Source organism: Enterobacter cloacae complex sp. SHL022 (assembly GCF_049237785.1).
GTDB lineage: Bacteria > Pseudomonadota > Gammaproteobacteria > Enterobacterales > Enterobacteriaceae > Enterobacter > Enterobacter hormaechei_C.
Window position 1 is genome coordinate 16,483 of sequence record NZ_JBMKJH010000007.1, and the last position, 24,115, is coordinate 40,597.

A 24,115-nucleotide genomic window follows, 5' to 3' on the forward strand; every position below is an offset into this window, starting at 1 on the left:
TTTCTCCGTATCCGGACGTCATAATCCACTGCCACGTCCGTCGTGGCAAAGAATAAAAAGGATTAAGGAAATAAGATGAAAAAACGCGTACTCGTTATTGCCGCTCTGGTGAGCGGCGCACTGGCTGTTTCAGGCTGCACAACCAACCCTTACACCGGTGAACGCGAAGCGGGCAAATCCGGCATTGGCGCGGGTATTGGTTCCCTGGTAGGCGCTGGCGTTGGCGTACTCTCCTCCTCCAAGAAAGATCGCGGCAAAGGTGCGCTGATTGGCGCAGCGGCAGGCGCAGCCCTGGGCGGCGGCGTGGGTTATTACATGGACGTGCAGGAAGCAAAACTGCGTGACAAAATGAAAGGTACGGGCGTAAGCGTGACGCGCAGCGGTGACAACATCATCCTGAACATGCCAAACAACGTGACCTTTGACAGCAGCAGCGCGACGCTGAAACCCGCAGGCGCGAACACCCTGACCGGCGTGGCCGCAGTGCTGAAAGAGTACAATAAAACTGCCGTGAACGTGATTGGTTACACCGACAGCACCGGCAGCCAGGATCTGAACATGCGTCTGTCGCAGCAGCGCGCCGATTCCGTGGCCAGCTCGCTGATCACCCAGGGCGTAGAAGCGAACCGCATCCGCACCAGCGGCATGGGTCCGGCTAACCCGATCGCCAGCAACAGCACGGCGGAAGGCAAAGCGCAGAACCGCCGCGTTGAAATTACGTTGAGTCCTGTGCAGTAGGTAAAAGCAAAACGGCAACCCCGTTGCCGTTTTAGTATTTGCGCCCTCTCCTGTAGGAGAGGGTTGGGGTGAGGGCATCAGACCGCCACCCGGCAAATTGCTTGATTCGCCAGATTTTCCCGCTAAGGTATTCTCACTAAATTCAGGGAAATCAGCGATGATCAAACCAACCCGGGCCACCATCAGCGACGTGGCGAAAGCCGCCAAAACCGGTAAAACCAGCATTTCACGCTACCTCAACGGCGAGAAACACCTGCTGTCCGATGCGCTGCTGGCGCGAATCGAACAAGCCATTGCCGATCTCGACTACCGTCCCAGCCTGATGGCGCGCGGCCTCAAGCGGGGTCGCACCCGCCTGATTGGGCTTATCATCGCCGATATCACTAACCCCTACTCCGTTAACGTACTCAGCGGCATCGAAGCGGCGTGCCGGGAAAAAGGCTTTACCCCGCTGGTCTGTAACACCAATAACGAAGTTGATCAGGAGTTGCATTACCTCGATCTGCTGCGCAGCTATCAGGTGGAAGGGATCGTGGTCAATGCCGTCGGGATGCGCGAAGAGGGGCTAAATCGTCTGCAACAATCGTCTCTCCCGATGGTGCTTATTGACCGCAAAATCCCGGAATTTGCCTGCGATGTGGTCGGGCTGGATAACACCCAGGCGGCCACCACTGCCACCGAGCACCTGATTGAACAGGGTTTCGAAGCCATTCTGTTCCTGAGCGAACCGCTGGGTATGGTTAACACCCGCCGCGACCGCCTGGCTGCATTTCGCGCCACGCTGGCGCGTTATCCCGGTGTGATCGCCGAAAATGCTGAAATCCCCCTCCATGAAGCCGGACAGCTGGATAATACCCTGCGCCAGTTCCATACCCGCCATCGGGGAATGCGTAAGGCGGTGATCTCCGCTAACGGGGCGCTGACGCTTCAGGTTGCCCGCTCGCTTAAACGCATTGGCCTGCACTGGGGCAGCGACATCGGCTTGCTCGGCTTTGATGAACTGGAGTGGGCTGAACTTGCTGGCGTAGGCATTACCACCCTCAAACAACCCACCTGGCAGATCGGCTATGCCGCGGTTGAACAAGTGGTTCGCCGCATTGAAGGTACCCGCGACGCCGTACGCGAGCAGGTTTTTTCTGGCGAGCTGATCGTTCGCGGCTCTACTGCCCGTTAATTTCCCCTTCGTGACAGCGATCATAAATTCAGCATCCCGATCTTTTCTTTGGAACCGGTTCCATCTAGCGTAATACTATCGATTACGCTCTGGAGTCAGGAAATGAGCAGGAAAATTATGGTGGTCACCGCCGCGTATGGTGCGGATCAGGTGCGACAGGCAGGCGGTCAACGGGCAATGCTTCCCGTTATTGCCGGCGCAGGGGCTGATGGCGTTGAAATCCGCCGAGAGCTCTTCAGCCACGACGAGTTAATGGCCCTGCCTGCGCTGGGCGAGTCCATTGAACTGCTGGGTTTACTGGCATGCTACTCCGCCCCGGCCCCCCTGTTTATGCCCGATGGAACCCTCAACCCGGATCTTCCGCGCTACCTTAGCGAAGCCAGCGCACTGAACGCGCTGTGGCTTAAAGTCTCGCTGGGTCATTTCAGCGACAAACAACCGCTTGAAGCCCTGCGCGCACTGCTGGATGAAAGCGGCATGACACTGGTGGTGGAAAACGACCAGACCGACTGCGGGCAGCTCGCGCCGATGCAGCGCTTCAAAGCCGCCTGCCGGGTAATGGCGCTGCCGGTCACACTGACGTTCGATATGGGCAACTGGCTGTGGGTTGGCGACTCCCCGGAAGAGGCTGCACGACAGCTGGCTCCCGCCGTGAGCTATATTCATGTGAAGGCCGCAGTCCCGCATAAGGCGCAGTTCCGCGCCGTCGCGCCGGATCAGACCGATTCTCGCTGGCGGGATCTGCTTAATCAACTGCCTGCCGACGCGCCGCGCGGTATCGAATTTCCGCTCGAAGGGACGGATCTCACCGCCGTCACCCGCCATTACGTCAACCTGCTGCGCGAGGAGTAAACCATGCACAAGACGCTGGACGTTATCACTATCGGCGAGGCCATGGCGATGTTTGTCGCCACCGAAACGGGCGAGCTGAGCGCAGTGGAGCACTTTATCAAACGCGTGGCAGGCGCCGAATTGAATGTCGCTACCGGCCTTGCGCGGCTGGGGCTGAATGTCGGCTGGGTGAGCCGCGTGGGCAATGACAGCTTTGGCCATTTCGTTCTCGACTCGCTGAAAAAAGAGGGCATTGATGCCGCAGGCGTCACGCTCGATGGACGCTTCCCGACGGGCTTTCAGCTGAAATCTAAAGTTGAAAATGGAACCGATCCCATCGTGGAGTATTTCCGCAAAGGCTCAGCGGCAAGCCATCTCTCCGTGGATGATTATCACGCCGCGTATTTCTCCTCCGCGCGCCACCTGCACCTGAGCGGCGTGGCGGCGGCGCTCTCGGCCAGCTCGTACGATTTACTCGATCACGCGGCTTCGGCAATGAAAGCGCAGGGCAAAACCATCTCCTTTGATCCGAACCTGCGCCCGGTGCTGTGGAAAAGCGAAGCGGAGATGGCTGAGAAACTCAACCGACTGGCGTTTCAGGCGGACTGGGTTCTGCCGGGCATAAAAGAGGGAATGATCCTCACTGGCGAAAGCACGCCCGAAGGCATTGCTGATTTTTACCTCAACAGAGGGGTAAAAGCCGTGGTGCTGAAAACCGGTGCCGACGGCGCATGGTTTAAAACTGCCGACGGTGAGCAAGGCGCTGTCGCTGCGGTAAAAGTCGACAACGTGATCGATACCGTGGGCGCGGGCGATGGGTTTGCCGTCGGGGTCATCAGCGCCCTGCTGGAGGGCAAACCGCTGTCGCAGGCCGTGGCGCGAGGCAACAAAATTGGTTCGCTGGCGATTCAGGTGCAGGGCGACAGCGAAGGATTACCAACACGAGCAGAGCTCGGCGTCTAAATTCCCTCTCCCCGTGAGAGAGGACCAGGGTGAGGGCAGCAATCCGCACCAGATAATTAAGCCACCGTGTACCCTACAGACAACGGCGGCAACAACCTCAACAACAGAGGCAAGCCTATGAACAGTTCGACCAATGCAGTAAAACGCTGGTGGTACATCATGCCAATCGTGTTTATCACGTACAGCCTGGCGTACCTGGATCGTGCCAACTTCAGTTTCGCATCCGCCGCCGGGATCAACGAAGACCTCGGGATCACCAAAGGGGTCTCGTCCCTGCTGGGCGCCCTCTTCTTCCTGGGGTATTTCTTCTTCCAGATCCCCGGCGCGATTTACGCTGAACGCCGCAGCGTGCGAAAGCTCATTTTCATCTGCCTGATCTTATGGGGTGCCTGTGCGTCGCTTACTGGCGTGGTGAATAACATTCCTGCTCTGGCGGCTATTCGCTTTATTCTCGGCGTGGTTGAGGCGGCCGTCATGCCAGCAATGCTGATTTACATCAGCAACTGGTTCACAAAATCGGAGCGTTCACGTGCTAATACGTTCCTGATACTCGGTAACCCGGTCACCGTGCTGTGGATGTCGGTGGTTTCCGGCTATCTGATCCAGTCCTTCGGCTGGCGCGAGATGTTCATCATCGAAGGGGTTCCCGCGATTATCTGGGCCTTCTGCTGGTGGGTGTTGGTGAAAGATAAGCCAGCCCAGGCGAAATGGCTTTCTGAAGACGAAAAAGCCGCACTCCAGGCGCAGCTGGATAAAGAGCAGCAGGGGCTTAAAGCGGTGCGTAACTACGGCGAAGCCTTCCGCTCCCGGAACGTTATTCTGCTGTGTGCACAGTATTTTACCTGGAGTATTGGCGTGTACGGTTTTGTGCTGTGGCTGCCGTCGATTATCCGCAGCGGCGGTGAAAACCTTGGCATGGTGGAAGTGGGCTGGCTGTCATCGGTGCCTTACCTGGCTGCGACCATCGCGATGATTATCGTCTCTTGGGCATCGGACAAGCTGCAAAACCGTAAGCTGTTCGTCTGGCCACTGCTGCTGATCGCTGCTTTTGCCTTCATTGGCTCCTGGGCCGTAGGCGCGAACCACTTCTGGGTCTCGTACACTCTGCTGGTGATTGCGGGTGCGGCCATGTATGCCCCGTATGGTCCGTTCTTTGCCATCATCCCGGAAATGCTGCCGCGTAACGTCGCAGGGGGCGCGATGGCGTTGATCAACAGTATGGGTGCGCTGGGTTCGTTCTTTGGCTCGTGGTTTGTGGGCTATCTTAACGGTGCCACCGGCAGCCCGTCGGCCTCTTACATCTTTATGGGGGTGGCGCTTTTTGCCTCGGTATGGCTTACTCTGATTGTTAAGCCTGCTAATAATCAACAGCTACCCGTCGGCGCACGCCACGCCTGAATCCTTTTAAAATCAACGGAGATTAGCATGAAGCCGTCCGTCATTTTGTACAAAGCACTGCCTGAAGATCTGCAAAAACGCCTGGAGGAACACTTTACCGTTACCCGGGTAAAGAACCTCAGCCCGGAAACCGTGGCACAGCACGCCGACGCGTTTGCCAGCGCCGAGGGCCTGCTGGGTTCGAGCGAAAAGGTGGATGCAGCGCTGCTGGAGAAAATGCCGAAGCTTCGTGCTACCTCAACCGTTTCGGTGGGATACGACAATTTCGACGTGGATGCGCTAAACGCGCGCAACATCCTGCTGATGCACACGCCCCATGCCCTGACGGAAACCGTCGCCGACACGCTGATGGCGCTGGTGCTTAGCACCGCCCGTCGTGTAGTGGAAGTGGCCGAGCGCGTGAAAGCGGGCGAATGGACCAAAAGCATTGGCCCGGACTGGTTCGGCGTGGACGTTCATGGCAAAACGCTGGGGATTGTTGGGATGGGCCGTATCGGTCTGGCGCTGGCACAGCGCGCGCATTTTGGCTTCAACATGCCCATTCTGTATAACGCGCGCCGTCACCACAGTGAAGCTGAAGAACGTTTCAACGCCCTTTATTGCGAGCTTGATACGCTGTTGCGGGAAGCCGACTTTGTCTGCCTGATCCTGCCGCTGACGGATGAAACGCGTCATCTCATCGGCAAAGCGGCGTTTGAAAAGATGAAGAAATCGGCCATTTTCATCAACGCGGGTCGTGGTCCGGTGGTCGATGAGAAGGCGCTGATTGAGGCACTGCAAAACGGTGAGATCCACGCCGCTGGTCTGGACGTGTTTGAACAAGAGCCGCTGCCGGTGGATTCTCCGCTACTGACCATGCCGAACGTCGTCGCCCTGCCTCACATCGGCTCTGCAACTCATGAAACACGCTACAACATGGCGGCGACCGCCGTGGATAACCTGATTGCCGCGCTCGGCGGTAAAGTGGATAAGAACTGCGTTAACCCGCAGATACAACAGTAGAAACGAAAAAACCCGCCAGAAGGCGGGTTTTTGAATTTAGTGCTACTGGGCTGGAAGCTTACAGGCTTACAACGTTACCAGCTGCTGGGCCTTTAGCGCCGCTTTCGATGGTGAAGGAAACTTTCTGACCTTCATCCAGAGATTTGTAGCCATCGTTCTGGATAGCAGAGAAGTGTACGAACACGTCTTTAGAGCCATCGTCAGGAGTGATGAAGCCGAAACCTTTATCAGCGTTGAACCATTTTACCAGACCAGTCATTTTAGCAGACATAGAAATTACCTTATTAACAAATATATTGTGCCTTCCGGCTTGATGGATTGCGTTACAGATTTTTAAGCGATGAAGGAAGGGTCACTACGAAGGGTATCTATGGATAACAATCTGGACTGCTTTACTAAACTGCTTTAGGTCTGTGTAACAAACCGACGAACATAGTTATACCGATGTGGTAGATGAATGACAAGCGTTATTTTCATCAAGCATAAAAAAACCCCGCCGAAGCGGGGGTTTTTCTTATTCCGTAGCAGCGACCGCTGCGCTCCAGGCCTGGCTAAAGGCCTGATGCTGGGACGCGAGCGGACCGATCAGCGCGTTATACTGGCTCGCCTGCTGGGAGGTCGGGAACTGGATACCGTTAGAGACAAAGCTCACCTGCGTACCTTGTTCACTAATAAAGTCACCCACCTGGACCAACTGCTGAGTAAAGACCTGCGCCGCCGGGATCAGCGGTTGCAAAGCGTTTGACGGCTTGGTCACGACTTTCTCATACACCTGGTCATAGACCGGTTTAAGATCCTCGCCCTGCTTCAACGCGGAACGCGACGCATCAGCCTGCATTTTGGCATTTTGCAGCTGCTGGCTCAGTACCCCAAGCGCGCCATTTGACTGGCGTAGCGGTTCGCGCTGGGTCATATAATCCTGTGGAACACGGATGGCATTCACGCTATCCACTACCGGGCGAATACCGGAATCCATCGCCTGGCTTACCTGCTGAGAATAGCCATACAGAATGGCGTAATCCGACACGAATGGGCCAAACTGTTTTTTCTGATCCGCAGTCAGCGTTGGTAAACGCTCGCCGCTACGCATCACTGTATTCTGTAGAAAATCGATAAACGCTTTGCGCTGATCGCCTTCTTTATCGAAACACCCACTCAGGCTAACAACCATCAATAACGCCGCAATAGGCGCAAACCAGCGAGAGCAGGACTTTCCTGTCGCCATTTTATTACTCCTTTCACCCAAAAAGCGCACACCGGCACACGCGTGCCCAACGCTGACAAGGATAGTCCAGGTCAGCCTTGCAAGATAGAGTTTTCATGCAAAACGGGTATTCCCGTTTTTGTACTGACTATTTACAAAAAAATACCTGTGCATCCCTACATATGACTAATCAGGTAATTAGCATAACTATCCATATAGCTGAAACGTGTAAAGCGATCGTTATCGCACAATTAATCACAGCCGTGACGATCCTGTGTCTGGTTTAGGGACTATTCTTAACAGGCTCTCTGATGTTCATGATCCCGATGTGTGATTTATGAGGAGTTCTCAATGGAATTAAAAGATCCTGAGTTTGAGCTGCTGAGCAGCCTGGAACAGATTATTTTTAAAGATGTACCGCCGACGGTTACCCTGAATCAAAAGTCCAATCCTTTTAGTGAATTTGAGCGTTTACGCAAAGGATCGGGCCTGAAAACAGATGAATTCGCAAGAGCGATGGGTGTCAGCGTAGCAATGGTGCTGGAGTGGGAGTCAAAACGTGAAAAACCTACCCCAGCCGAGCTAAAGCTTATGCGCCTGATCCAGGCAAACCCTGACCTTCGCAAGCAGTTAGCCTGATAAAGTTTGTTTGCCCCCGCCCTTGCGGGGGCTTGTGTTTACAGGCTTTCACATCGCCATCCCGTCTCTTCCCACACCAGTTCATGCGTCAGCTTCAGCCCTGCCAGAAAAGCTTCATCGTGCGACACCACCAGCAGCGCGCCGGGGTAATCGGCTAAGGCCGCTTCAATGGCCTGAACAGAGGCCAGATCGAGGTGGTTGGTCGGCTCATCCAGAAGCAACAGCTGCGTTGCCGCTTCACGCCACAATACGCAGGCCAGCGCGGCCTTCAGGCGCTCGCCGCCACTCAGTTCGGCCAGTGGTAGTGTCACTTTCTCTGCGCCCAGCTGAAGCTGCGCTAAACGGGTACGCAGCGCCCCCTCTTCGAGCGGCGTATTGCCCAGGCTAAGGTGAGTCATCACCGACTGCGACAGATCCAGCCGGGAAAGATGCTGATCGAGATAAGCACACCTGACAGAGACCTTACAGATTCCCGTAACAGGGGCGGTTTCGCCCAACATCACTTTCAACAGCGTGGATTTTCCACAGCCGTTCGGCCCGCGTAGCGCCACGCGCATCGGGCCATCCATTCGCCAGTTTATCGGTGGGACAGGCACGTGCGGAAGCACCAGTTCTTCCAGCACCAGCACCTGTTTCCCTTCCGGGATTTCACTGCCCGGCAGGGTAAACATCACCGCATTATCCTCTTCAACCCGCTCGCGTGCCTGGTTGACCGCAGCGTTCAGAGCATGGTTTTGAACGCTATGCTGTTTTTTCCAGGAACCAATACGCTCTTTCGCCGCCCCTTTGTATTTGACCCGTTCAAACGAGGCGATGTTAAGGCTGTCGACCGTGCGAAGCGTTTTGGCTGAACGCCGCAGGCTGTCGTCATGCTCTTTATGCATACGGGCGCGGGTACGCTTGCGCTCGGTGGCAGCATGCTCCAGCGCGGCGCGGGCAGCCAGCTGTTCAGCATCACGCTGGGTTCGATAGTCAGCATAATTCCCACCGTAGCTGCGCAAGCCCAACGCGCTCAGTTCAAGGATTCGCGGTACCTGGGCCAGCAACTCACGGTCGTGAGAGGCCACCAGCACCCCGCCCTGATACCTGGAAAGCTGCTCGTAGAACCACTTGCGGCCTTGCCTGTCGAGGTGGTTGGTCGGTTCGTCCAGCAGCAGGTAGTCAGCATCCGCGGTGAATGCGCTGCACAGCAAGGCACGAATGCGCTCGCCGCCGCTCAACTCTGCCGCGCGTTTACTCGGGTCAAAAGGGGGAAGTTTTGCAGCGATAAAAGCCTGGCTCAGCCGTTCAGCCAGATCCCAGTAACCGTCGAGCGTGTCGAGATCGTCGGGTTCATAATGACCGCTGTCGATGCGCGTGCGCGCCGCAAAGATCGCGTCGTAACCAAGCAGTTCGGCAAGCGTGGTATCCGCAGAAATATTCTGCTGCTGCGCCATGTAGACGTGTGTACCAAAGCGCTCAATATGACCGCTGGCGGGTTCATCAACCCCTGCCAGCATACGCAGCAGCCGTGTTTTACCGCTGCCGTTGCGGCCAACCAGCGCGCACACTGACGCATCCAGAGAAAGATTCAGTGGACCAAAAAGGATATCGCCCGTCGCAAACTGACAGGTGACCTGATGCAAAATAAAAGAGGGGGACTGCGCAAAATGAGCCATAAGCACTCCTGAATGAAATCAAAACATCCCCTGCCGACGCGATGCGTTGAGCAAGGATCGAAATTCATCAGTCGTGTTTGTTCATTTTTGGGGGGCGCTCCTGAGGGCGAAATTTAACGGGAACAAGAATAACGGCAATGCGCCGCCCATTTCAAGGTTAAATTTTCACCAGGCTATTGCCCGAGCATAAAAAACCCGCCGAAGCGGGTCTCTCAATCAGATAAACGCAAACGCATCGCCAAACAGACGATCTTCCCGCGCGTCACGCTCGTTGCAGAACAGGTCGCGGGCAATTTTTGCCATTTCAAAGCGACCGGCAATGTAGATATCGTGCCCGGCCAGCGTCCCGTGATCCTGCAATACCGCAGTCAGCACCGTACCGCTGCGCCCGCGCCAGCCCTCTTCCGGCTGCTCGACAACCGGCTCAATGCGCAGGTTTGGATGATTTACGCTCAGCGCCTCCAGCTCAGACAGATCGTAAAGGTGCTTCTCTTCACGGCCGCCCCAGTAGATGGTGATATCGCGATTTGGATTACGCGCCAGCGCCGTCAGCAGAATAGAGCGGACATAGGAGAAGCCCGTGCCACCGGCAATCAGGATCAGCGGACGGTCTTCGTCTTCACGCAGCCAGGCCTCGCCATGAGGAATATCAACCACGATTTCACGCTCTTTCAGGATGCGGTCCATCACGGCCATCGCGTACAGGTTAAGCTCAGACGCACCAATATGCAGCTCAATAAATTCCTTCTCTGCTGGCGTTGAGGCCATAGAGAAAGGACGCTTATCACGCTCGTCCATCACGACCATCAGGTACTGACCGGCACGGAATGAGAATGCCGCTTCAGGAACCAAACGGACGCGATATACGGTGTCGGTAATAGCATCTACCGACGTCACTTTACAGCTTAAGGTTGTCATTCGCTCTCTCTGTCGGGAAGTCTATAGGGCTAAACGGTCTTATTCTGCCTTACCGTTATTCATTATGGCCAGCTCGTCCCAGATCGCGTCAATTCGCGCGGTCACGGCAGGATCTTTTTCGATCGGGCGACCCCATTCACGGTCGGTTTCGCCAGGCCATTTGTTCGTGGCATCCAGTCCCATTTTTGAGCCAAGTCCGGAAACCGGCGAGGCAAAATCCAGGTAATCAATCGGCGTGTTTTCCACTAACACCGTATCACGCGCTGGATCCATTCGCGTGGTGATGGCCCAGATAACGTCATTCCAGTCGCGGGCATTGACGTCATCATCGCAGACAATCACAAACTTGGTATACATAAACTGGCGCAGGAAAGACCATACGCCCATCATCACGCGCTTAGCGTGACCGGCATACTGCTTCTTCATCGTCACCACCGCCAGGCGATACGAACACCCTTCCGGCGGCAGATAAAAATCAACAATTTCCGGGAACTGCTTTTGCAGGATCGGCACGAACACTTCGTTCAGCGCCACCCCCAGTACCGCCGGTTCATCCGGTGGGCGGCCAGTGTAAGTTGAATGATAAATGGCATCTTCACGCTGGGTAATGTGCGTGACGGTGAACACCGGAAAGTTATCCACTTCGTTGTAATAGCCGGTGTGGTCGCCGTACGGCCCTTCGGGTGCCAGCTCGCCCTGTTCAATGTAACCTTCCAGCACAATCTCTGCGCTGGCCGGTACTTCCAGGTCATTGGAGATGCACTTCACCACTTCGGTTTTGGTGCCGCGCAGCAGTCCTGCAAAGGCATATTCAGACAGCGTATCAGGAACAGGCGTCACCGCGCCCAGGATGGTTGCCGGATCGGCACCCAGCGCGACGGAAACCGGGAAGCGTTCGCCCGGATGGGCCGCGCACCACTCCTGGAAATCCAGCGCCCCGCCGCGATGGGACAACCAGCGCATGATGAGCTTGTTTTTGCCAATCAGCTGCTGGCGGTAAATGCCGAGGTTTTGACGCTCTTTATGCGGCCCACGCGTCACGGTGAGGCCCCAGGTGATCAGCGGTGCGGCATCTTCAGGCCAGCACTGCATGATGGGAATTTTGGTCAGATCCACCGCATCGCCTTCCAGCACTTTTTGCTGGCACGGCGCACCGCGCAGGCGTTTGGTGGGCATGTTCAGCACCTGCTTAAACTGCGGCAGCTTGTCGAACAGGTCGCGGAACCCTTTTGGCGGCTCCGGCTCTTTCAGAAAGGCCAGCAGTTTGCCCACTTCACGTAACGCCGTGACATCTTCCTGCCCCATCCCCAGCGCCACGCGGCGAGGTGTGCCAAACAGGTTGCACAGCACCGGCATGGTGTAGCCTTTTGGGTTTTCAAACAGCAACGCCGGGCCGCCCGCGCGCAAGGTGCGGTCAGCGATTTCTGTCATTTCCAGATACGGATCAACAGGAAGCGTAATGCGTTTGAGTTCGCCCTGCTTTTCCAGCAGCGCCAGGAAGTCGCGTAGATCGTGGTATTTCATGCAGTTAATCATGGCCTCTCTGTAAGCGCTTCATTATACGGCGTAAGACCGCGTGATGCTGTAATTTTGTTAAATTAGCGTGAACTTCCACGACTTACTCTCTTTTTCGCCATTATAATCACCTTAGCGATCCCGCCAGGGTTTTGGTATGCTTGCGCCCCGAACAATGGGAAGAGTGATTATGCAGGCCTGGTATTTACTGTATTGCAAACGCGGGCAACTTCAGCGCGCGCAGGAACATCTTGAACGTCAGTCTGTGAACTGCCTGACACCCGTGATCACGCTTGAAAAAATGCAGCGTGGAAGACGCACGACCGTCAGTGAGCCTCTGTTCCCGAATTACCTGTTCGTCGAATTCGACCCCGAAGTGATCCACACCACGACGATCAGTGCCACACGCGGCGTCAGCCATTTTGTGCGTTTTGGCGCCCATCCGGCAAGAGTACCGTCATCGGTTATTCATCAGCTTTCTGTCTACCAGCAGCCTGAAGATATTACCGATCCGGAAACCCCTTATGCTGGCGACAGCGTGGTGATCACCGAAGGCGCCTTTGAAGGCTTACAGGCCATCTTCGCTGAGCCGGACGGTGAAGCGCGCTCCATGCTGCTGCTCAACCTGCTGAACAAAGAGGTGTTGCAGAGCGTGAAAAACACCGATTTCCGCAAAGTTTAGAACTGCACGCCGAACAGACGACGCACGTTATCATCGGTTTGTGCTGCCAGCCACTGCGCATCTTCTCCCCGCCAGTGCGCCACTCGCTCAGCAATATGCCCCAGGTAGGCCGGTTCATTACGTCGTGATGGCGGTTTGGGCTGCATATCTCGGGGCAACAGATACGGCGCATCCGTTTCCAGCAGCAAACGATCGGCCGGGATAACGGGTAACAGCTCACGCAGTTCCAGCCCACGACGCTCATCGCAGACCCAGCCCGTGATACCCAAATAAAGCCCGCGGTTCAGGCAATCCAGCGCTTCCTGACGGGAGCCCGTAAAGCAGTGCAACACCGCGCCCGGCAGTTTCTCCAGCCAGGGTTCCAGCAGCGCCATAAAACGTTCATGCGCATCGCGACAGTGCATAAACACCGGCATCTCCAGCTCTGCTGCCAGCGCGAGCTGGGCGGTAAATGCCTTCTCCTGCTCTTCAGGCGTCGAGAAGTTACGGTTGAAATCAAGCCCGCATTCGCCAATGGCAACCACTTCTGGCGTTTGTGCCAGACGATGAAGCGCCTCAGCGCTTTCATGCGTCCACTGGCTGCTGTCATGAGGATGCACGCCTGCGGTGGACCAGCAGTGTTGATAGCGTTGCGCCATCTGCCGTGTCTGCTCACTCTCATGCAGATTCGTTCCCGTCAGTAACAGCCCGCTCACGCCGGCGGTAAAGGCGCGCGCAACCACCTCATCGTGGTCTTTCGCAAACTGGGCGCTGGTCAGATTAAGCCCGATATCAAACATACGTATCCCCATATGACAACCGCCCTGACGGGCGGTTGGTTTTATTCTTTTGTGGTCTCTTCAGACGGCTCGTCTTCTTCGTCCCGGGTACGTCCCTTTCCGACGTAGAAACGAGCGAAGAATACGCCGACTTCAAACAGGCAGTACATCGGTATCGCCAGTAAGGTTTGCGAGAAGACGTCCGGTGGCGTTAACAGCATACCTACAACAAATGCCCCCACAAGGATGTACGGGCGCTTCTTACGCAGATCGTCAGGCGTGGTCACCCCTACCCAGCAGAGCAGGACAATCGCTACGGGCACCTCGAAGGCGACACCAAAGGCCATAAACAGCGCCATGACGAAGCTGAGGTAGCTGGCGATGTCCGTCGAAACCTGTACCCCTTCCGGCGCGGTATGCGTCAGGAAGCCGAAGGCCAGCGGGAAGACAACGAAGTAGGCGAACGCCATGCCGATGTAAAACAGCAGCGAACTGGACACCAGCAGCGGAATAACCAGCTTGCGTTCATGCCTGTACAGCGCGGGCGCCACAAATGCCCAGACCTGATACAAAATGACCGGCGCAGAGGCAATCAACGATACCCAGAAGGTCAGCTTGATGGGGGTAAAGAACGGTGAAGCAACGTCCGTTGCAATCATCGTCGCGCCCAGCGGCATCTGTTTAATCAGCGGTGCGGAAACCACCTGATAGATATCGTTGGCAAAATAGACCAGACATAAAAAAATGAGGAAAACCGCAATAATGCAGTTTAACAGGCGCTTACGCAGCTCAATGAGGTGCGCAATCAGCGGTTGAGTATCATCTACTGCCATGTTTACGCTTTATCACTCGACGAGGGGGATGATTCGGAAACAGGCGCGGCGGGTTTTACCTCAGCCGTTTTGACCACGGGCTCTTCCGGCGGCACCTGCTTTTTCACTTCGGGCTCCTGCGGCGATTGCTCTGGCGAAGCGGCCTGATGCTCCGCGCTGGAAGGCGTCACACCCTCGCGCTGCTCTTCGCTGCCCTTCACCACCGGATTATGGATGGTGTTTGCTTCATCGCTCGCCTTCTCAGGATCGTTAATGCTGTATGAGCGCTTCATGGATTCAGCCGCTTCGCGTAACTCATCCATTGATGCTTTCAGCTCCGGCGTCAGGTTATCCATGCTCGCCTTTTCAACCTTTTTCAGGCTGTCCTGAAATTCCTGAAGCTTCAGCTCCTGCGCCAGCTCGTTCTGCACGGTAGTTGCCAGCGAGCGAAGTGCCCGCACCCAGCCCACGACGGTTTTCACCGCAACGGGTAAACGCTGCGGCCCCAACACAATCAGACCAATCACAAAGACCAGCAGTAACTCACCAAAACCAATGTCGAACACGAATTACACCTGCTCTTTATCGTGACGTTTAGCCTCTTCCTTTTTGGCTTCGTCCTGCTTATCGGCGATGGATTTAGCGGTAAAATCAGCATCCTGACTGGTTTTTTCCTGCTTATTCTCATCATCGCTCATGGCTTTCTTGAAGCCTTTGATTGACGCGCCCAGGTCGGAACCAATCGATCCGAGTTTTTTCGTGCCAAACAGCAGCACAACGATGACGGCAATGATCACTAACTGCCAGATACTGATACCACCCATGCGTGTTCCCCAGTGATAGATGATTAATTAGTCAGATCGCATTATACGTATGCAATCTCTCGATAGCGACGCTAATTCAGCGCGTTTTTCGCCAGCCAGCAAGCCAGACAACCACACCGGCAGCCATAATCCAGGCTGGCATCATTTCCCAGTCCGGACGATTGATCAACAGCAACGTGCCGCTTATCAGCAGCGTCGCGCCAATTCCGAAGAGATAGCGGGACTGCCCCTGACGCACGCGACTGGATTGAAGCTCGTGCGCGATTTTATCCATGCTGTGCTGAAGGTTCTTGCTCTGACGCAAACTGTCGTAAACCAGTTCAGGAATTTCAGGCATTTTTTCAATCCAGAACGGGCCTTTCTCTTTAAGCGAGCGAACCAGGGCTGGAATACCGACCTGATCCTTAATCCAGGATTCGAGGAACGGTTTCGCAGTTTTCCACAAGTCTAACTGAGGATAGAGCTGGCGGCCTACGCCCTCAACGTAAAGTAATGTTTTCTGAAGTAAAACTAATTGTGGCTGCACTTCCATATTGAAACGGCGTGCGGTGTTGAACAGGTTGAGCAGGACGTGTCCGAAAGAGATCTCCGAGAGCGGCTTTTCAAAAATCGGCTCACAGACGGTGCGGATCGCAAATTCAAACTCTTCCACGTTGGTATCTGGCGGAACCCAGCCTGAATCCACGTGCAGCTCGGCCACCTTACGGTAGTCGCGATTGAAGAAAGCGATAAAGTTCTCGGCGAGATAACGCTTATCCTCTTTATTCAGCGAGCCGACAATACCGCAGTCGATGCCGATGTATTTAGGATCTTCCGGGTGCTCATAGCTGACAAAAATGTTGCCCGGATGCATGTCAGCATGGAAGAAGCTGTCGCGGAAAACCTGAGTAAAGAAGACCTGCACGCCACGTTCGGCCAGCAACTTCATGTTGGTGCCCTGTTTTTCCAGCGCCGTCACGTCCGAGACCGGAATACCGTAGATACGTTCCATCACCATCATGTTCTGACTGCAATAGTCAGAATAGACTTCAGGAACATACAGCATCGGGCTGTCTTCAAAGTTTCGACGCAGCTGAATGGCGTTCGCCGATTCACGCAGCAGGTTAAGCTCATCAATCAGCGTTTTTTCGTATTCCCGTACCACTTCCAGCGGACGCAGACGGCGGCCATCCGGCAACAGACGCGGCACCCAGCGAGCCAGGCGATAAATCAGCTTCATGTCTGCTTTGATAACCGGCAGGATATCCGGACGAATCACTTTAATGACCACCTCTTTGCCATTTTCCTTCAGGCGCGCAGTATGAACCTGCGCAATAGAGGCAGAGGCCAGAGGCTGAATATCGAAATCATCAAACCAGGTCTCGATGGGGATATTGCCCATCGCTTCTTCGATTTGTTTCTTCGCTCTCTCTCCGTCAAACGGAGCGACGCGATCCTGCAATAGTGCGAGCTGATCGGCAATCTGCGGTGGAAAAAGGTCGCGACGTGTTGAGAGCATCTGCCCAAACTTGATCCAGACCGGTCCCAGCTCCTGCAACGCAAGACGCAGGCGTGCGCCCAGCTCCTGATCCTTATGGCGATTCGGCATCCAGAACAGCGTGCGACGCCAAAGCCGAAGCGGCAGAGTGATACGCATTCTGGGGATAAGCTCGTCGAGCCCGTAGCTCAAAAAGGTGCGAACGATAAAATAGAGGCGCCGAATTTCACCAGGCGTCATTTGCCCTCCAGTTTTTCCAGCCGTTTGGTTAACGCATCAACTGCGCGCTCAACTGCCGCGGTCTCTTCTGCAAACCAGGCGACTTCTAAAGGCCCCGGCGCCATACGCCACTCTTCGGTCAGCACCTCGGCAGCATAGCGCTGTTGACGGAGCAGACCTTTACGCAGGAAAGCGGAACCCGTGCGCAGCGTTTTGCTTATCCCTTCAGCCGCGATGTCGCCGATATAAGGCGCCAGCAGTTCCGCCGGGTCGAATTCAGCCTGATCGCTGAGTGCAACGAAGTTCTGTACCACCTGAATATCGCCTTCGACCTCCAGCTCACCGCTGCGAATAAGCGCCGTCATCTGCTGACGGTCACGCAGTTTTGGTAAGACGCTCATGTGCGTAATTACCGAGCAATCAGCTTCGCCTTCCCACTCCCCCAGAACGTCAAGCTGACGTTCGCTGAAGACCAGCACAAGCGGCGTCGAGAACTCCTTTAACACGATGCGCAGCACCTTTCCGTTAAGCCGCTGACGTGCGGTTTTCAGCGCCGGAGCGCGATACAGAAAGGCATTCAGTACATTCTCGATGCCTGCGGTGACTAAGGGTTTAATGGGCACGGGAAACCTCCACTCAGAACTTGTAACCACGATGCAGCGCGACGACACCCGCCGTCATATTGAAGTATTCCACGTTTTCAAACTCGGCATCCTGCATCATCGCTTTCAGCGTGTCCTGATCCGGGTGCATTCGGATGGATTCGGCCAGATAACGGTAACTTTCTGCATCGTTTGCCACCAGCTCGCCGATGCGCGGCAAAACGTGGAAGGAATAGGCATCGTAAGCTTTGCTCAGCGGGTCGATAATCGGTTTAGAAAACTCGAGAACCAGCAGTCGGCCGCCCGGCTTCAGCACGCGGTACATGGAGCGCAGCGCTTTATCTTTATCGGTCACGTTACGCAGACCGAAAGAGATGGTGATGCAGTCGAACGTATTATCCGGGAACGGCAGCGCTTCGGCGTTGGCCTGAACATATTCAACGTTGCCTACCACGCCGATGTTACGCAGCTTTTCGCGTCCCATTTTCAGCATGGAGTCGTTGATATCCGCCAGCACCACGCGGCCGGTTTCGCCAACCAGACGGGAGAATTTAGCGGTCAGATCCCCTGTGCCTCCGGCTAAATCCAGCACCGTTTGTCCACGGCGCACGCCGCTGCAATCAATAGTGAAGCGCTTCCACAAGCGATGAATGCCGAATGACATCAAATCATTCATCACATCGTACTTCGCCGCCACGGAATGAAATACGTGGGCCACCATGTCAGCTTTCTGCGCTTTGGCGACAGTCTGAAAGCCAAAGTGCGTTGTGTCTTGTGAATCGTCAACCATCTCAGAGCCTGCTAATCAGTCAAATGTTCGTGAAGTGTAACAGATTGGGCGCATTTGCCCTACGTTTCAACCACCGTGAAAGAAACGTGCCGGCTGCGCTTCGGGGGATAAACTCGCCGCTAAACCGTTGTCTTCATTGCGGCTATTTTGCTCACCGTCGCCTTCACGCAGACGAAACTCTTCGTCCTGAGCGGTAGCCTGCTCCACCAGTTCCGGATTAATCTCGCGTTTAACTTCCACCCCCAGGCTGCGAAACGCCTCCGCCTGCGCCAGCAAATTGCCACGCCCGGAGGAGAGTTTTTTCATCGCCTGGCGGTAGTTATCCTGCGCGCGATCCAGGCTTTGCCCCACCGAGGACATATCGTCCACAAACAGCCGCATTTTGTCGTACAGCTTGCTGGCGCGATCGGCAATCTGCTGCGCGTTACGGCTTTGGTGCTCATAGCGCCACAGGTTGGCAATGGTACGTAACGCCACCAGTAGCGTGGTGGGGCTGACCAGCATAATGTTATTTTTCAGCGCTTCGGTGATCAGTTCGGGCTGTCTGTCGAGCGCCAGCAGGAAGGCTGGCTCAACCGGAATGAACATCAGCACATAATCCAGCGATCGCAGCCCCGGCAACTGCTGATAATCTTTTCTGCCCAGCAGACGGATATGGTTACGCACGGAGGCGATGTGCTCCTGCAACGCTGTTTCGCGGGTGTAGTCATCTTCCGCGTTGAAGTAGCGCTCATAGGCCACCAGCGACATTTTGGCGTCGATAACCACATCTTTGCCCTGTGGCAGACGAACAATGACATCCGGCTGCATCCGCGAGCGCGCATCGTTTTCAATGCTGACCTGCGTTTCGTATTCGTATCCTTCGCGCAGGCCAGAGGCCTCCAGCACGCGCGTCATGACCACTTCGCCCCAGTTTCCCTGCGCTTTGTTATCACCTTTCAGTGCGCGCGTCAGGTTAACCGCCTCCTGCGCCATCTGCGCATTCAGCTGCTGGAGATTACGAATTTCATGCGCCAGCGTGTGGCGCTCGCGGGCCTCCTGACCAAAGCTGTCCTGTACCTGACGTCGAAAGCCGTCCAACTGCTCACGCAGGGGCGTCAGCAGGCTGTTCAGGCTCTGACGGTTCTGCTCATCCACGCGGCGATTGCTGTGCTCAAAAATGCGGTTCGCGAGGTTCTCAAACTGCTCGCTAAGACGCTGCTCGCTGTTGATCATCTGACGGATTTTGTCTTCGGCGTGCAGTTGGGTGGACTCAAGACGGGTGGTCACTTCACGGAGATCGGCCTCCAGCGAGGTATTGATATCACGCAGATTGCGCAGTTCGTTATTGAGCAGTTCGCACTCGTCGCGCCAGTGGTCACTCAGCGCAAGCTGTTGTTTCGTTGCGCTGAGTTCGGCGACGATCTCTTCGCGCTCTGCCAGCTGTTCGGCTTTCTGCTGCGCATGCTGGTAGCCGGAAATGAGCCAGCCAATCCCCACGCTCACCAGCGCAACTACCGCATAAACCAGGATTGAGATATCCACAATGCCCCCTGCATCCACGTCTAACCCGCACAAAATAGAATTGTGCTGTATGAACGTCCAGTTTGAAAGGGTTTTCCTGCGAGGCGTTACGCAAAAAGAAAAGGCCGAGCATGTCGGCCTTTTAGCACTGAAGAGAGAATTAGATCAGGCGGCGCGCCGCTTCAACCACGATTTTCACCGCATGGCTTTCAGTCTGCTTCATGGTTTCAGCGTTCGGGATCTCCTGTTGGGTACGGTTGACGATAACGCCCGCCACCATACCGGCACGCAGACCCTGGCTCGCGCACATGGTCAGCAGCGTCGCAGATTCCATTTCGTAGTTCATGACGCCCATCGACTGCCACTCTTCCATGGAGCCTTTGAAACGGCTCACCACGCGACCAGAGAAGGTGTCGTAACGCTCCTGGCCCGGGTAGAAGGTATCGGAAGAGGCAGTTACGCCCACGTGGGTGGTGGCGCCCACGGATTTCGCGGCTTCAACCAGCGCGGTGGTGCATTCGAAATCAGCCACTGCCGGGAATTCCATCGGTGCAAAGTGCAGGCTTGCCCCGTCCAGACGCACGGATGCGGTGGTAACCAGCACGTCGCCCACGTTGATGTGCGGCTGAATGGCGCCTGTGGTGCCGATGCGCAGGAAAGTACGAATGCCCAGCTGCGCCAGCTCTTCAACGGCGATAGAGGTAGACGGGCCACCAATACCGGTAGAGCACACGATCACCGCTTTACCGTCCAGCTCTGCGCGCCAGGTGGTGAATTCGCGATGCGCTGCCAGCTTAACCGGCTTATCCATCAGCGCGGCGATCTTTTCCACACGCTCTGGATCGCCAGGGACGATAGCAAGCGTAGCCCCTTGTAAATCGTTTTTAGTGAGGCCGAGATGAAAAACATCAGACTTAGACATAGGTGACTCCTCTGTGGGTCGGTTTGTCAGAAGAAGTAAAACGGTACTTTACAGAAGCAATGTGCATTATTTCGTGACACACCTCACCATGAATGAAAATGATTGCAGTTAATTTCCATAAAATAGTGATTCACATCACATTAACAAGTTATATCGCCGGGTGCTGCACAAAAGATAGACGCTATAAGGCACTGTGGGTTGTTAACCTGGTGTCTATATTTATCTTTGCGCTAATCCATTCATTGGTACGGAGAATGCCATGACTGAAAAAACCGGTTTTGCACCTGCTGCGGCCCCGCACGCTTCAACCATCGTCTCAACCCCTGAAGAAGCCATTACCGCAGGCGAGACCTCCATTCCCTCCCAGGGAGAGAACATGCCAGCGTACCACGCGCGGCCAAAATCTGCCGATGGCCCGCTGCCCATCGTGATCGTGGTGCAGGAAATATTTGGCGTTCATGAACATATTCGCGACCTCTGCCGCCGTCTGGCGCTGGAAGGTTACCTGGCCGTTGCGCCGGAACTCTATTTCCGTCAGGGCGATCCGAATGATTACAGCGACATCCCGACGCTGTTCAGCAACCTGGTCAGCAAAGTGCCGGACGCGCAGGTACTGGCCGATCTCGACCACGTTGCCAGCTGGGCGGCGCGCAACGGTGGCGACCCGCACCGTCTGATGGTGACCGGCTTCTGCTGGGGTGGACGCATTAGCTGGCTGTATGCCGCGCACAATCCGCAGTTGAAAGCGGCCGTGGCCTGGTACGGCAAACTGGTGGGCGAAAAGACGCTGAACTCGCCGAAACATCCGGTTGATATCGCCACCGATTTAAATGCCCCGGTGCTAGGGCTGTATGGCGGTCAGGATACCGGCATTCCGCTTGATACCGTCGAGACCATGCGCCACGCGCTGCGGGCGGCAAACGCGAAGGCCGAAATCGTGGTGTACCCGGATGCGGGACACGCGTTTAATGCCGATTATCGTCCGAGCTATCACGCGGAATCCGCGAAAGATGGCTGGCAGAGAATGCTGGCGTGGTTCAGCCAGTACGGCGGGAAGAAAGCGTAATACCAAAAGCCCGGTGGCGGCTACGCCAACCGGGCAATCCAGCACCACTACGCCTGACGCAAATTCTGTGCCGCCTGCACCATGTTCGCCAGCGCCGCGCGGGTTTCAGGCCAGCCGCGAGTTTTCAGGCCGCAGTCCGGGTTTACCCACAGACGTTCCGCCGGGATGCGCTGGGCCGCTTTTTGCAGCAGCGATTCAATCCACTCCACGCTTGGCACGTTAGGGGAGTGAATGTCATACACGCCCGGCCCGATTTCGTTCGGGTAGTCGAACTCTTCGAACGACTCCAGCAGCTCCATGTCTGAACGCGAGGTCTCGATGGTGATCACATCGGCGTCGAGCGCGGCAATGGAGTCCATGATGTCGTTAAATTCGCAGTAACACATGTGGGTGTGGATCTGCGTGTCGTCCTTCGCGACGGCCGCGTTGAGGCGGAAAGCCTCCACGCCCCACTGTAAGTAAGCATCCCAGTCGCTGCGACGCAGCGGCAACCCTTCACGCAGCGCCGGTTCGTCGATCTGAATGATGCCAATCCCCGCCGCTTCCAGATCCGCCACTTCATCACGCAGCGCCAGGGCGATCTGTTTGGCGATGGTTTCCCGGGATACATCTTCACGCGGGAACGACCAGCAGAGAATGGTCACCGGCCCCGTCAGCATGCCTTTTACCGGTTTGTCGGTCAGAGACTGGGCATACTTCGCCCACTCCACGGTGATCGCTTCCGGGCGGCTGACGTCGCCGATCACCACCGGCGGCTTCACGCAGCGGGAGCCGTAGCTTTGCACCCAGCCGTTCTGGGTAAAGACAAAGCCGTCCAGGTGTTCACCGAAGTATTCCACCATATCGTTACGCTCGGCCTCGCCGTGCACCAGCACGTCCAGACCCAGACGTTCCTGCTCGACGATCGCCTGTTTGATGTGTTCCGCAATGCCGGTGCGGTAGTGATTCGCATCCAGATTGCCCTTTTTGAAGTCCAGGCGCAGGCCGCGGATCTCGGTAGTCTGCGGGAAGGAGCCGATGGTTGTGGTCGGCCACGCGGGCAGGTTAAAGCGCGCACGCTGGGCTTCGGCGCGCACTTCATACGGGCTCTGGCGCTGGCTGTCCCGGGCAGTGATGGCCGCCAGACGTTTTTCCACCGCCGGGTTATGCACGCGCGTCGAGTGACGGCGCGCCTGGATCGGAGCGCTCCAGTGGGTAATCGCAGCCGTGTCGCCGCTGTTCAACGCGTCGCGCAGTAGAGCCAGCTCCTCACACTTTTGCAGGGCAAAGGCAAACCAGCTTTTCACCTCAGCGTCGAGTCGGGTCTCTACGCTCAGGTCGATCGGGCTGTGCAGCAAGGAACAGGAAGAGGCTATCCACAATTCACGTTTACCGACAATGTCCTTAATTTGTGCATATTTCTCGGTGAGATCGGCACGCCAGACGTTACGACCATTCACCAGACCGGCAGAGAGCAGCCACTCCGCAGGTAGACGCTTGTGCAACTCTGCCACATCGTCTTTGCCGTGAACGAGATCAACATGCAGACCCTGAACCGGCAGCGCAGTAATGGTGTCGAGGTTAGGCGTTACGCCCTCGAAATAGGTAGTCAGCAGCAGCTTCACCTGGCCCGTGAGCGCGTCATACGCCGGTTTGAAGGCATCCAGCCACGCCTGCGGCAGCTCAAGCACCAGCGCCGGTTCATCGATTTGCACCCACTGAATACCGCGCTTACCCAGCTCAATCAGCACCTGCTTATAAACCTGCAGAATATCGTTCAGCAGGCTGAGGCGGTCGAACTGCTCACCTTTCACTTTGCCCAGCCACAGGTAGGTGACCGGCCCCAGCAGCACGGGTTTCACCTGGTGACCCAGCGCCAGCGCTTCGTCCACTTCATCCAGAAGCTGGGTCCAGGTCAGTTTGAACTGCTGGCCCTTAACGAACTCCGGCACCATATAGTGATAGTTAGTGTTAAACCACTTGGTCATTTCCGCCGCTGCCGCTGGCTCACCCGTTGGCGCGCGGCCACGGCCGATGCGGAACAGGGTATCGATATCCACCGATCCATCGTTGTTCTGATGACGAGCCGGCACGTTGCCAAGCAGCAGGCTGGTGGTCAGAACATGGTCGTACCAGGCGAAATCGCCCACCGGCAGCAGGTCTACGCCCGCCTGTTTTTGCTGATCCCAGTGACGCGCGCGCAGCTCGCGTCCCACCGCCAGCAGTTCTTCGCGGGTGGCGTTACCCGCCCAGTAGCTTTCTTGCGCTTTTTTCAGCTCGCGACGCAGACCAACGCGAGGGAAACCGAGAGTGTGAGTGCGGATTGTCATGGCATACCCCTTGTAGAAATTCGTTATTTAGACGTCCAGATGTTTACACTTCTATAATTGGCAGGTACTGTATATTCCTCAAGCGCAAAATGTTCAAGCCGAAGTGAAGGA

Annotated in this window: 24 protein-coding genes; 9 read left to right on the forward strand and 15 right to left on the reverse strand. The window is 55.9% G+C overall.

From position 1 onward, the window contains the following. Positions 1 to 75 precede the first annotated feature (75 nt). The 6 genes from ACOTZD_RS15060 (at position 76) to ghrB (ending at position 6,106) form a co-directional block, all read left to right on the forward strand. The gene (locus ACOTZD_RS15060) at positions 76 to 738 is read left to right on the forward strand and encodes an OmpA family lipoprotein (RefSeq protein WP_022650190.1); all 663 of its coding nucleotides are present in this window, start codon (positions 76 to 78) and stop codon (positions 736 to 738) included. A gap of 157 nt (positions 739 to 895) precedes the next feature. Beyond that, positions 896 to 1,912, forward strand: coding sequence for a LacI family DNA-binding transcriptional regulator (locus tag ACOTZD_RS15065; RefSeq protein WP_015569988.1), 1,017 nt, complete (start codon positions 896 to 898; stop codon positions 1,910 to 1,912). Between the two features lie 102 nt (positions 1,913 to 2,014). Then, a complete protein-coding gene (locus tag ACOTZD_RS15070; protein ID WP_032608229.1) occupies positions 2,015 to 2,764 on the forward strand; it encodes a sugar phosphate isomerase/epimerase family protein in 750 nt (249 codons plus the stop codon). 3 nt (positions 2,765 to 2,767) lie between these two features. Next, a complete protein-coding gene (locus ACOTZD_RS15075) occupies positions 2,768 to 3,706 on the forward strand; it encodes a sugar kinase (RefSeq protein ID WP_022650188.1) in 939 nt (312 codons plus the stop codon). Positions 3,707 to 3,823: 117 nt separating this feature from the next. Beyond that, a complete protein-coding gene (locus ACOTZD_RS15080; protein WP_017694735.1) occupies positions 3,824 to 5,104 on the forward strand; it encodes an MFS transporter in 1,281 nt (426 codons plus the stop codon). A 27-nt stretch (positions 5,105 to 5,131) separates the two neighbouring features. Then, positions 5,132 to 6,106: a glyoxylate/hydroxypyruvate reductase GhrB gene (gene ghrB, locus ACOTZD_RS15085; RefSeq protein WP_023315194.1), complete on the forward strand. Its 975-nt coding sequence runs from the start codon at positions 5,132 to 5,134 to the stop codon at positions 6,104 to 6,106. 58 nt (positions 6,107 to 6,164) lie between these two features. Here ghrB and cspE read toward each other — a convergent pair whose 3' ends face one another. Together cspE and ACOTZD_RS15095 are read right to left on the reverse strand one after the other, a co-directional pair. Further along, positions 6,165 to 6,377, reverse strand: coding sequence for a transcription antiterminator/RNA stability regulator CspE (cspE, locus tag ACOTZD_RS15090; RefSeq protein ID WP_003860775.1), 213 nt, complete (start codon positions 6,375 to 6,377; stop codon positions 6,165 to 6,167). A gap of 243 nt (positions 6,378 to 6,620) precedes the next feature. Continuing rightward, positions 6,621 to 7,331: a DUF3053 domain-containing protein gene (locus ACOTZD_RS15095; protein WP_017383576.1), complete on the reverse strand. Its 711-nt coding sequence runs from the start codon at positions 7,329 to 7,331 to the stop codon at positions 6,621 to 6,623. 330 nt (positions 7,332 to 7,661) lie between these two features. On the opposite strand from ACOTZD_RS15095, the gene ACOTZD_RS15100 reads away from it, so the two are divergent. Further along, positions 7,662 to 7,949 (forward strand): HTH-type transcriptional regulator, encoded by a 288-nt coding sequence (locus tag ACOTZD_RS15100; protein WP_003860776.1) that lies wholly within the window; start codon positions 7,662 to 7,664, stop codon positions 7,947 to 7,949. A 38-nt stretch (positions 7,950 to 7,987) separates the two neighbouring features. Here ACOTZD_RS15100 and ACOTZD_RS15105 read toward each other — a convergent pair whose 3' ends face one another. The 3 genes from ACOTZD_RS15105 to ubiD form a co-directional block, all read right to left on the reverse strand. Beyond that, positions 7,988 to 9,607, reverse strand: a complete 1,620-nt coding sequence (locus ACOTZD_RS15105; protein WP_061856852.1) for an ABC-F family ATP-binding cassette domain-containing protein — start codon at positions 9,605 to 9,607, stop codon at positions 7,988 to 7,990. Between the two features lie 216 nt (positions 9,608 to 9,823). Next, positions 9,824 to 10,525, reverse strand: a complete 702-nt coding sequence (gene fre / locus ACOTZD_RS15110; RefSeq protein WP_003860778.1) for an NAD(P)H-flavin reductase — start codon at positions 10,523 to 10,525, stop codon at positions 9,824 to 9,826. Positions 10,526 to 10,564: 39 nt separating this feature from the next. Beyond that, positions 10,565 to 12,061: a 4-hydroxy-3-polyprenylbenzoate decarboxylase gene (ubiD, locus tag ACOTZD_RS15115; RefSeq protein ID WP_022650184.1), complete on the reverse strand. Its 1,497-nt coding sequence runs from the start codon at positions 12,059 to 12,061 to the stop codon at positions 10,565 to 10,567. A 169-nt stretch (positions 12,062 to 12,230) separates the two neighbouring features. Between ubiD and rfaH the strand changes: the two genes are divergently transcribed. Continuing rightward, entirely contained in the window at positions 12,231 to 12,722 is a 492-nt protein-coding gene (gene rfaH / locus ACOTZD_RS15120; RefSeq protein WP_003860779.1) for a transcription/translation regulatory transformer protein RfaH, read from the forward strand. Here the strand turns inward: rfaH and tatD are convergent. The 9 genes from tatD to udp form a co-directional block, all read right to left on the reverse strand. Beyond that, positions 12,719 to 13,501 (reverse strand): 3'-5' ssDNA/RNA exonuclease TatD, encoded by a 783-nt coding sequence (gene tatD / locus ACOTZD_RS15125; protein WP_174402204.1) that lies wholly within the window; start codon positions 13,499 to 13,501, stop codon positions 12,719 to 12,721. The genes rfaH and tatD overlap by 4 nt on opposite strands. Before the next feature lie 41 nt (positions 13,502 to 13,542). Beyond that, positions 13,543 to 14,313 carry a Sec-independent protein translocase subunit TatC gene (gene tatC, locus ACOTZD_RS15130; RefSeq protein WP_023315191.1) on the reverse strand — a complete coding sequence of 257 codons (771 nt, stop codon included), beginning with the start codon at positions 14,311 to 14,313 and terminating at the stop codon, positions 13,543 to 13,545. A 2-nt stretch (positions 14,314 to 14,315) separates the two neighbouring features. Further along, positions 14,316 to 14,858: a Sec-independent protein translocase protein TatB gene (tatB, locus tag ACOTZD_RS15135; RefSeq protein ID WP_003860783.1), complete on the reverse strand. Its 543-nt coding sequence runs from the start codon at positions 14,856 to 14,858 to the stop codon at positions 14,316 to 14,318. A 3-nt stretch (positions 14,859 to 14,861) separates the two neighbouring features. Beyond that, complete coding sequence (gene tatA, locus ACOTZD_RS15140; protein ID WP_003860787.1) at positions 14,862 to 15,116, reverse strand: Sec-independent protein translocase subunit TatA; 255 nt, start codon at positions 15,114 to 15,116, stop codon at positions 14,862 to 14,864. 76 nt (positions 15,117 to 15,192) lie between these two features. Continuing rightward, positions 15,193 to 16,833, reverse strand: coding sequence for a ubiquinone biosynthesis regulatory protein kinase UbiB (ubiB, locus tag ACOTZD_RS15145; protein ID WP_022650180.1), 1,641 nt, complete (start codon positions 16,831 to 16,833; stop codon positions 15,193 to 15,195). Then, positions 16,830 to 17,435, reverse strand: a complete 606-nt coding sequence (ubiJ, locus tag ACOTZD_RS15150; RefSeq protein WP_003860788.1) for a ubiquinone biosynthesis protein UbiJ — start codon at positions 17,433 to 17,435, stop codon at positions 16,830 to 16,832. Before ubiJ ends, ubiB begins: the two co-directional genes overlap by 4 nt. 13 nt (positions 17,436 to 17,448) lie before the next feature. Beyond that, positions 17,449 to 18,204: a bifunctional demethylmenaquinone methyltransferase/2-methoxy-6-polyprenyl-1,4-benzoquinol methylase UbiE gene (gene ubiE, locus ACOTZD_RS15155; protein WP_003860790.1), complete on the reverse strand. Its 756-nt coding sequence runs from the start codon at positions 18,202 to 18,204 to the stop codon at positions 17,449 to 17,451. 66 nt (positions 18,205 to 18,270) lie between these two features. Next, positions 18,271 to 19,728 (reverse strand): DNA recombination protein RmuC, encoded by a 1,458-nt coding sequence (gene rmuC / locus ACOTZD_RS15160; RefSeq protein ID WP_174402205.1) that lies wholly within the window; start codon positions 19,726 to 19,728, stop codon positions 18,271 to 18,273. A gap of 139 nt (positions 19,729 to 19,867) precedes the next feature. Beyond that, entirely contained in the window at positions 19,868 to 20,629 is a 762-nt protein-coding gene (gene udp, locus ACOTZD_RS15165; protein WP_003860792.1) for a uridine phosphorylase, read from the reverse strand. A 259-nt stretch (positions 20,630 to 20,888) separates the two neighbouring features. Between udp and ACOTZD_RS15170 the strand changes: the two genes are divergently transcribed. Continuing rightward, complete coding sequence (locus ACOTZD_RS15170; RefSeq protein WP_003860793.1) at positions 20,889 to 21,695, forward strand: dienelactone hydrolase family protein; 807 nt, start codon at positions 20,889 to 20,891, stop codon at positions 21,693 to 21,695. Positions 21,696 to 21,742: 47 nt separating this feature from the next. Here the strand turns inward: ACOTZD_RS15170 and metE are convergent, their stop codons facing one another. Beyond that, positions 21,743 to 24,004, reverse strand: a complete 2,262-nt coding sequence (gene metE, locus ACOTZD_RS15175) for a 5-methyltetrahydropteroyltriglutamate--homocysteine S-methyltransferase (RefSeq protein WP_174402206.1) — start codon at positions 24,002 to 24,004, stop codon at positions 21,743 to 21,745. Positions 24,005 to 24,115 lie beyond the last annotated feature (111 nt).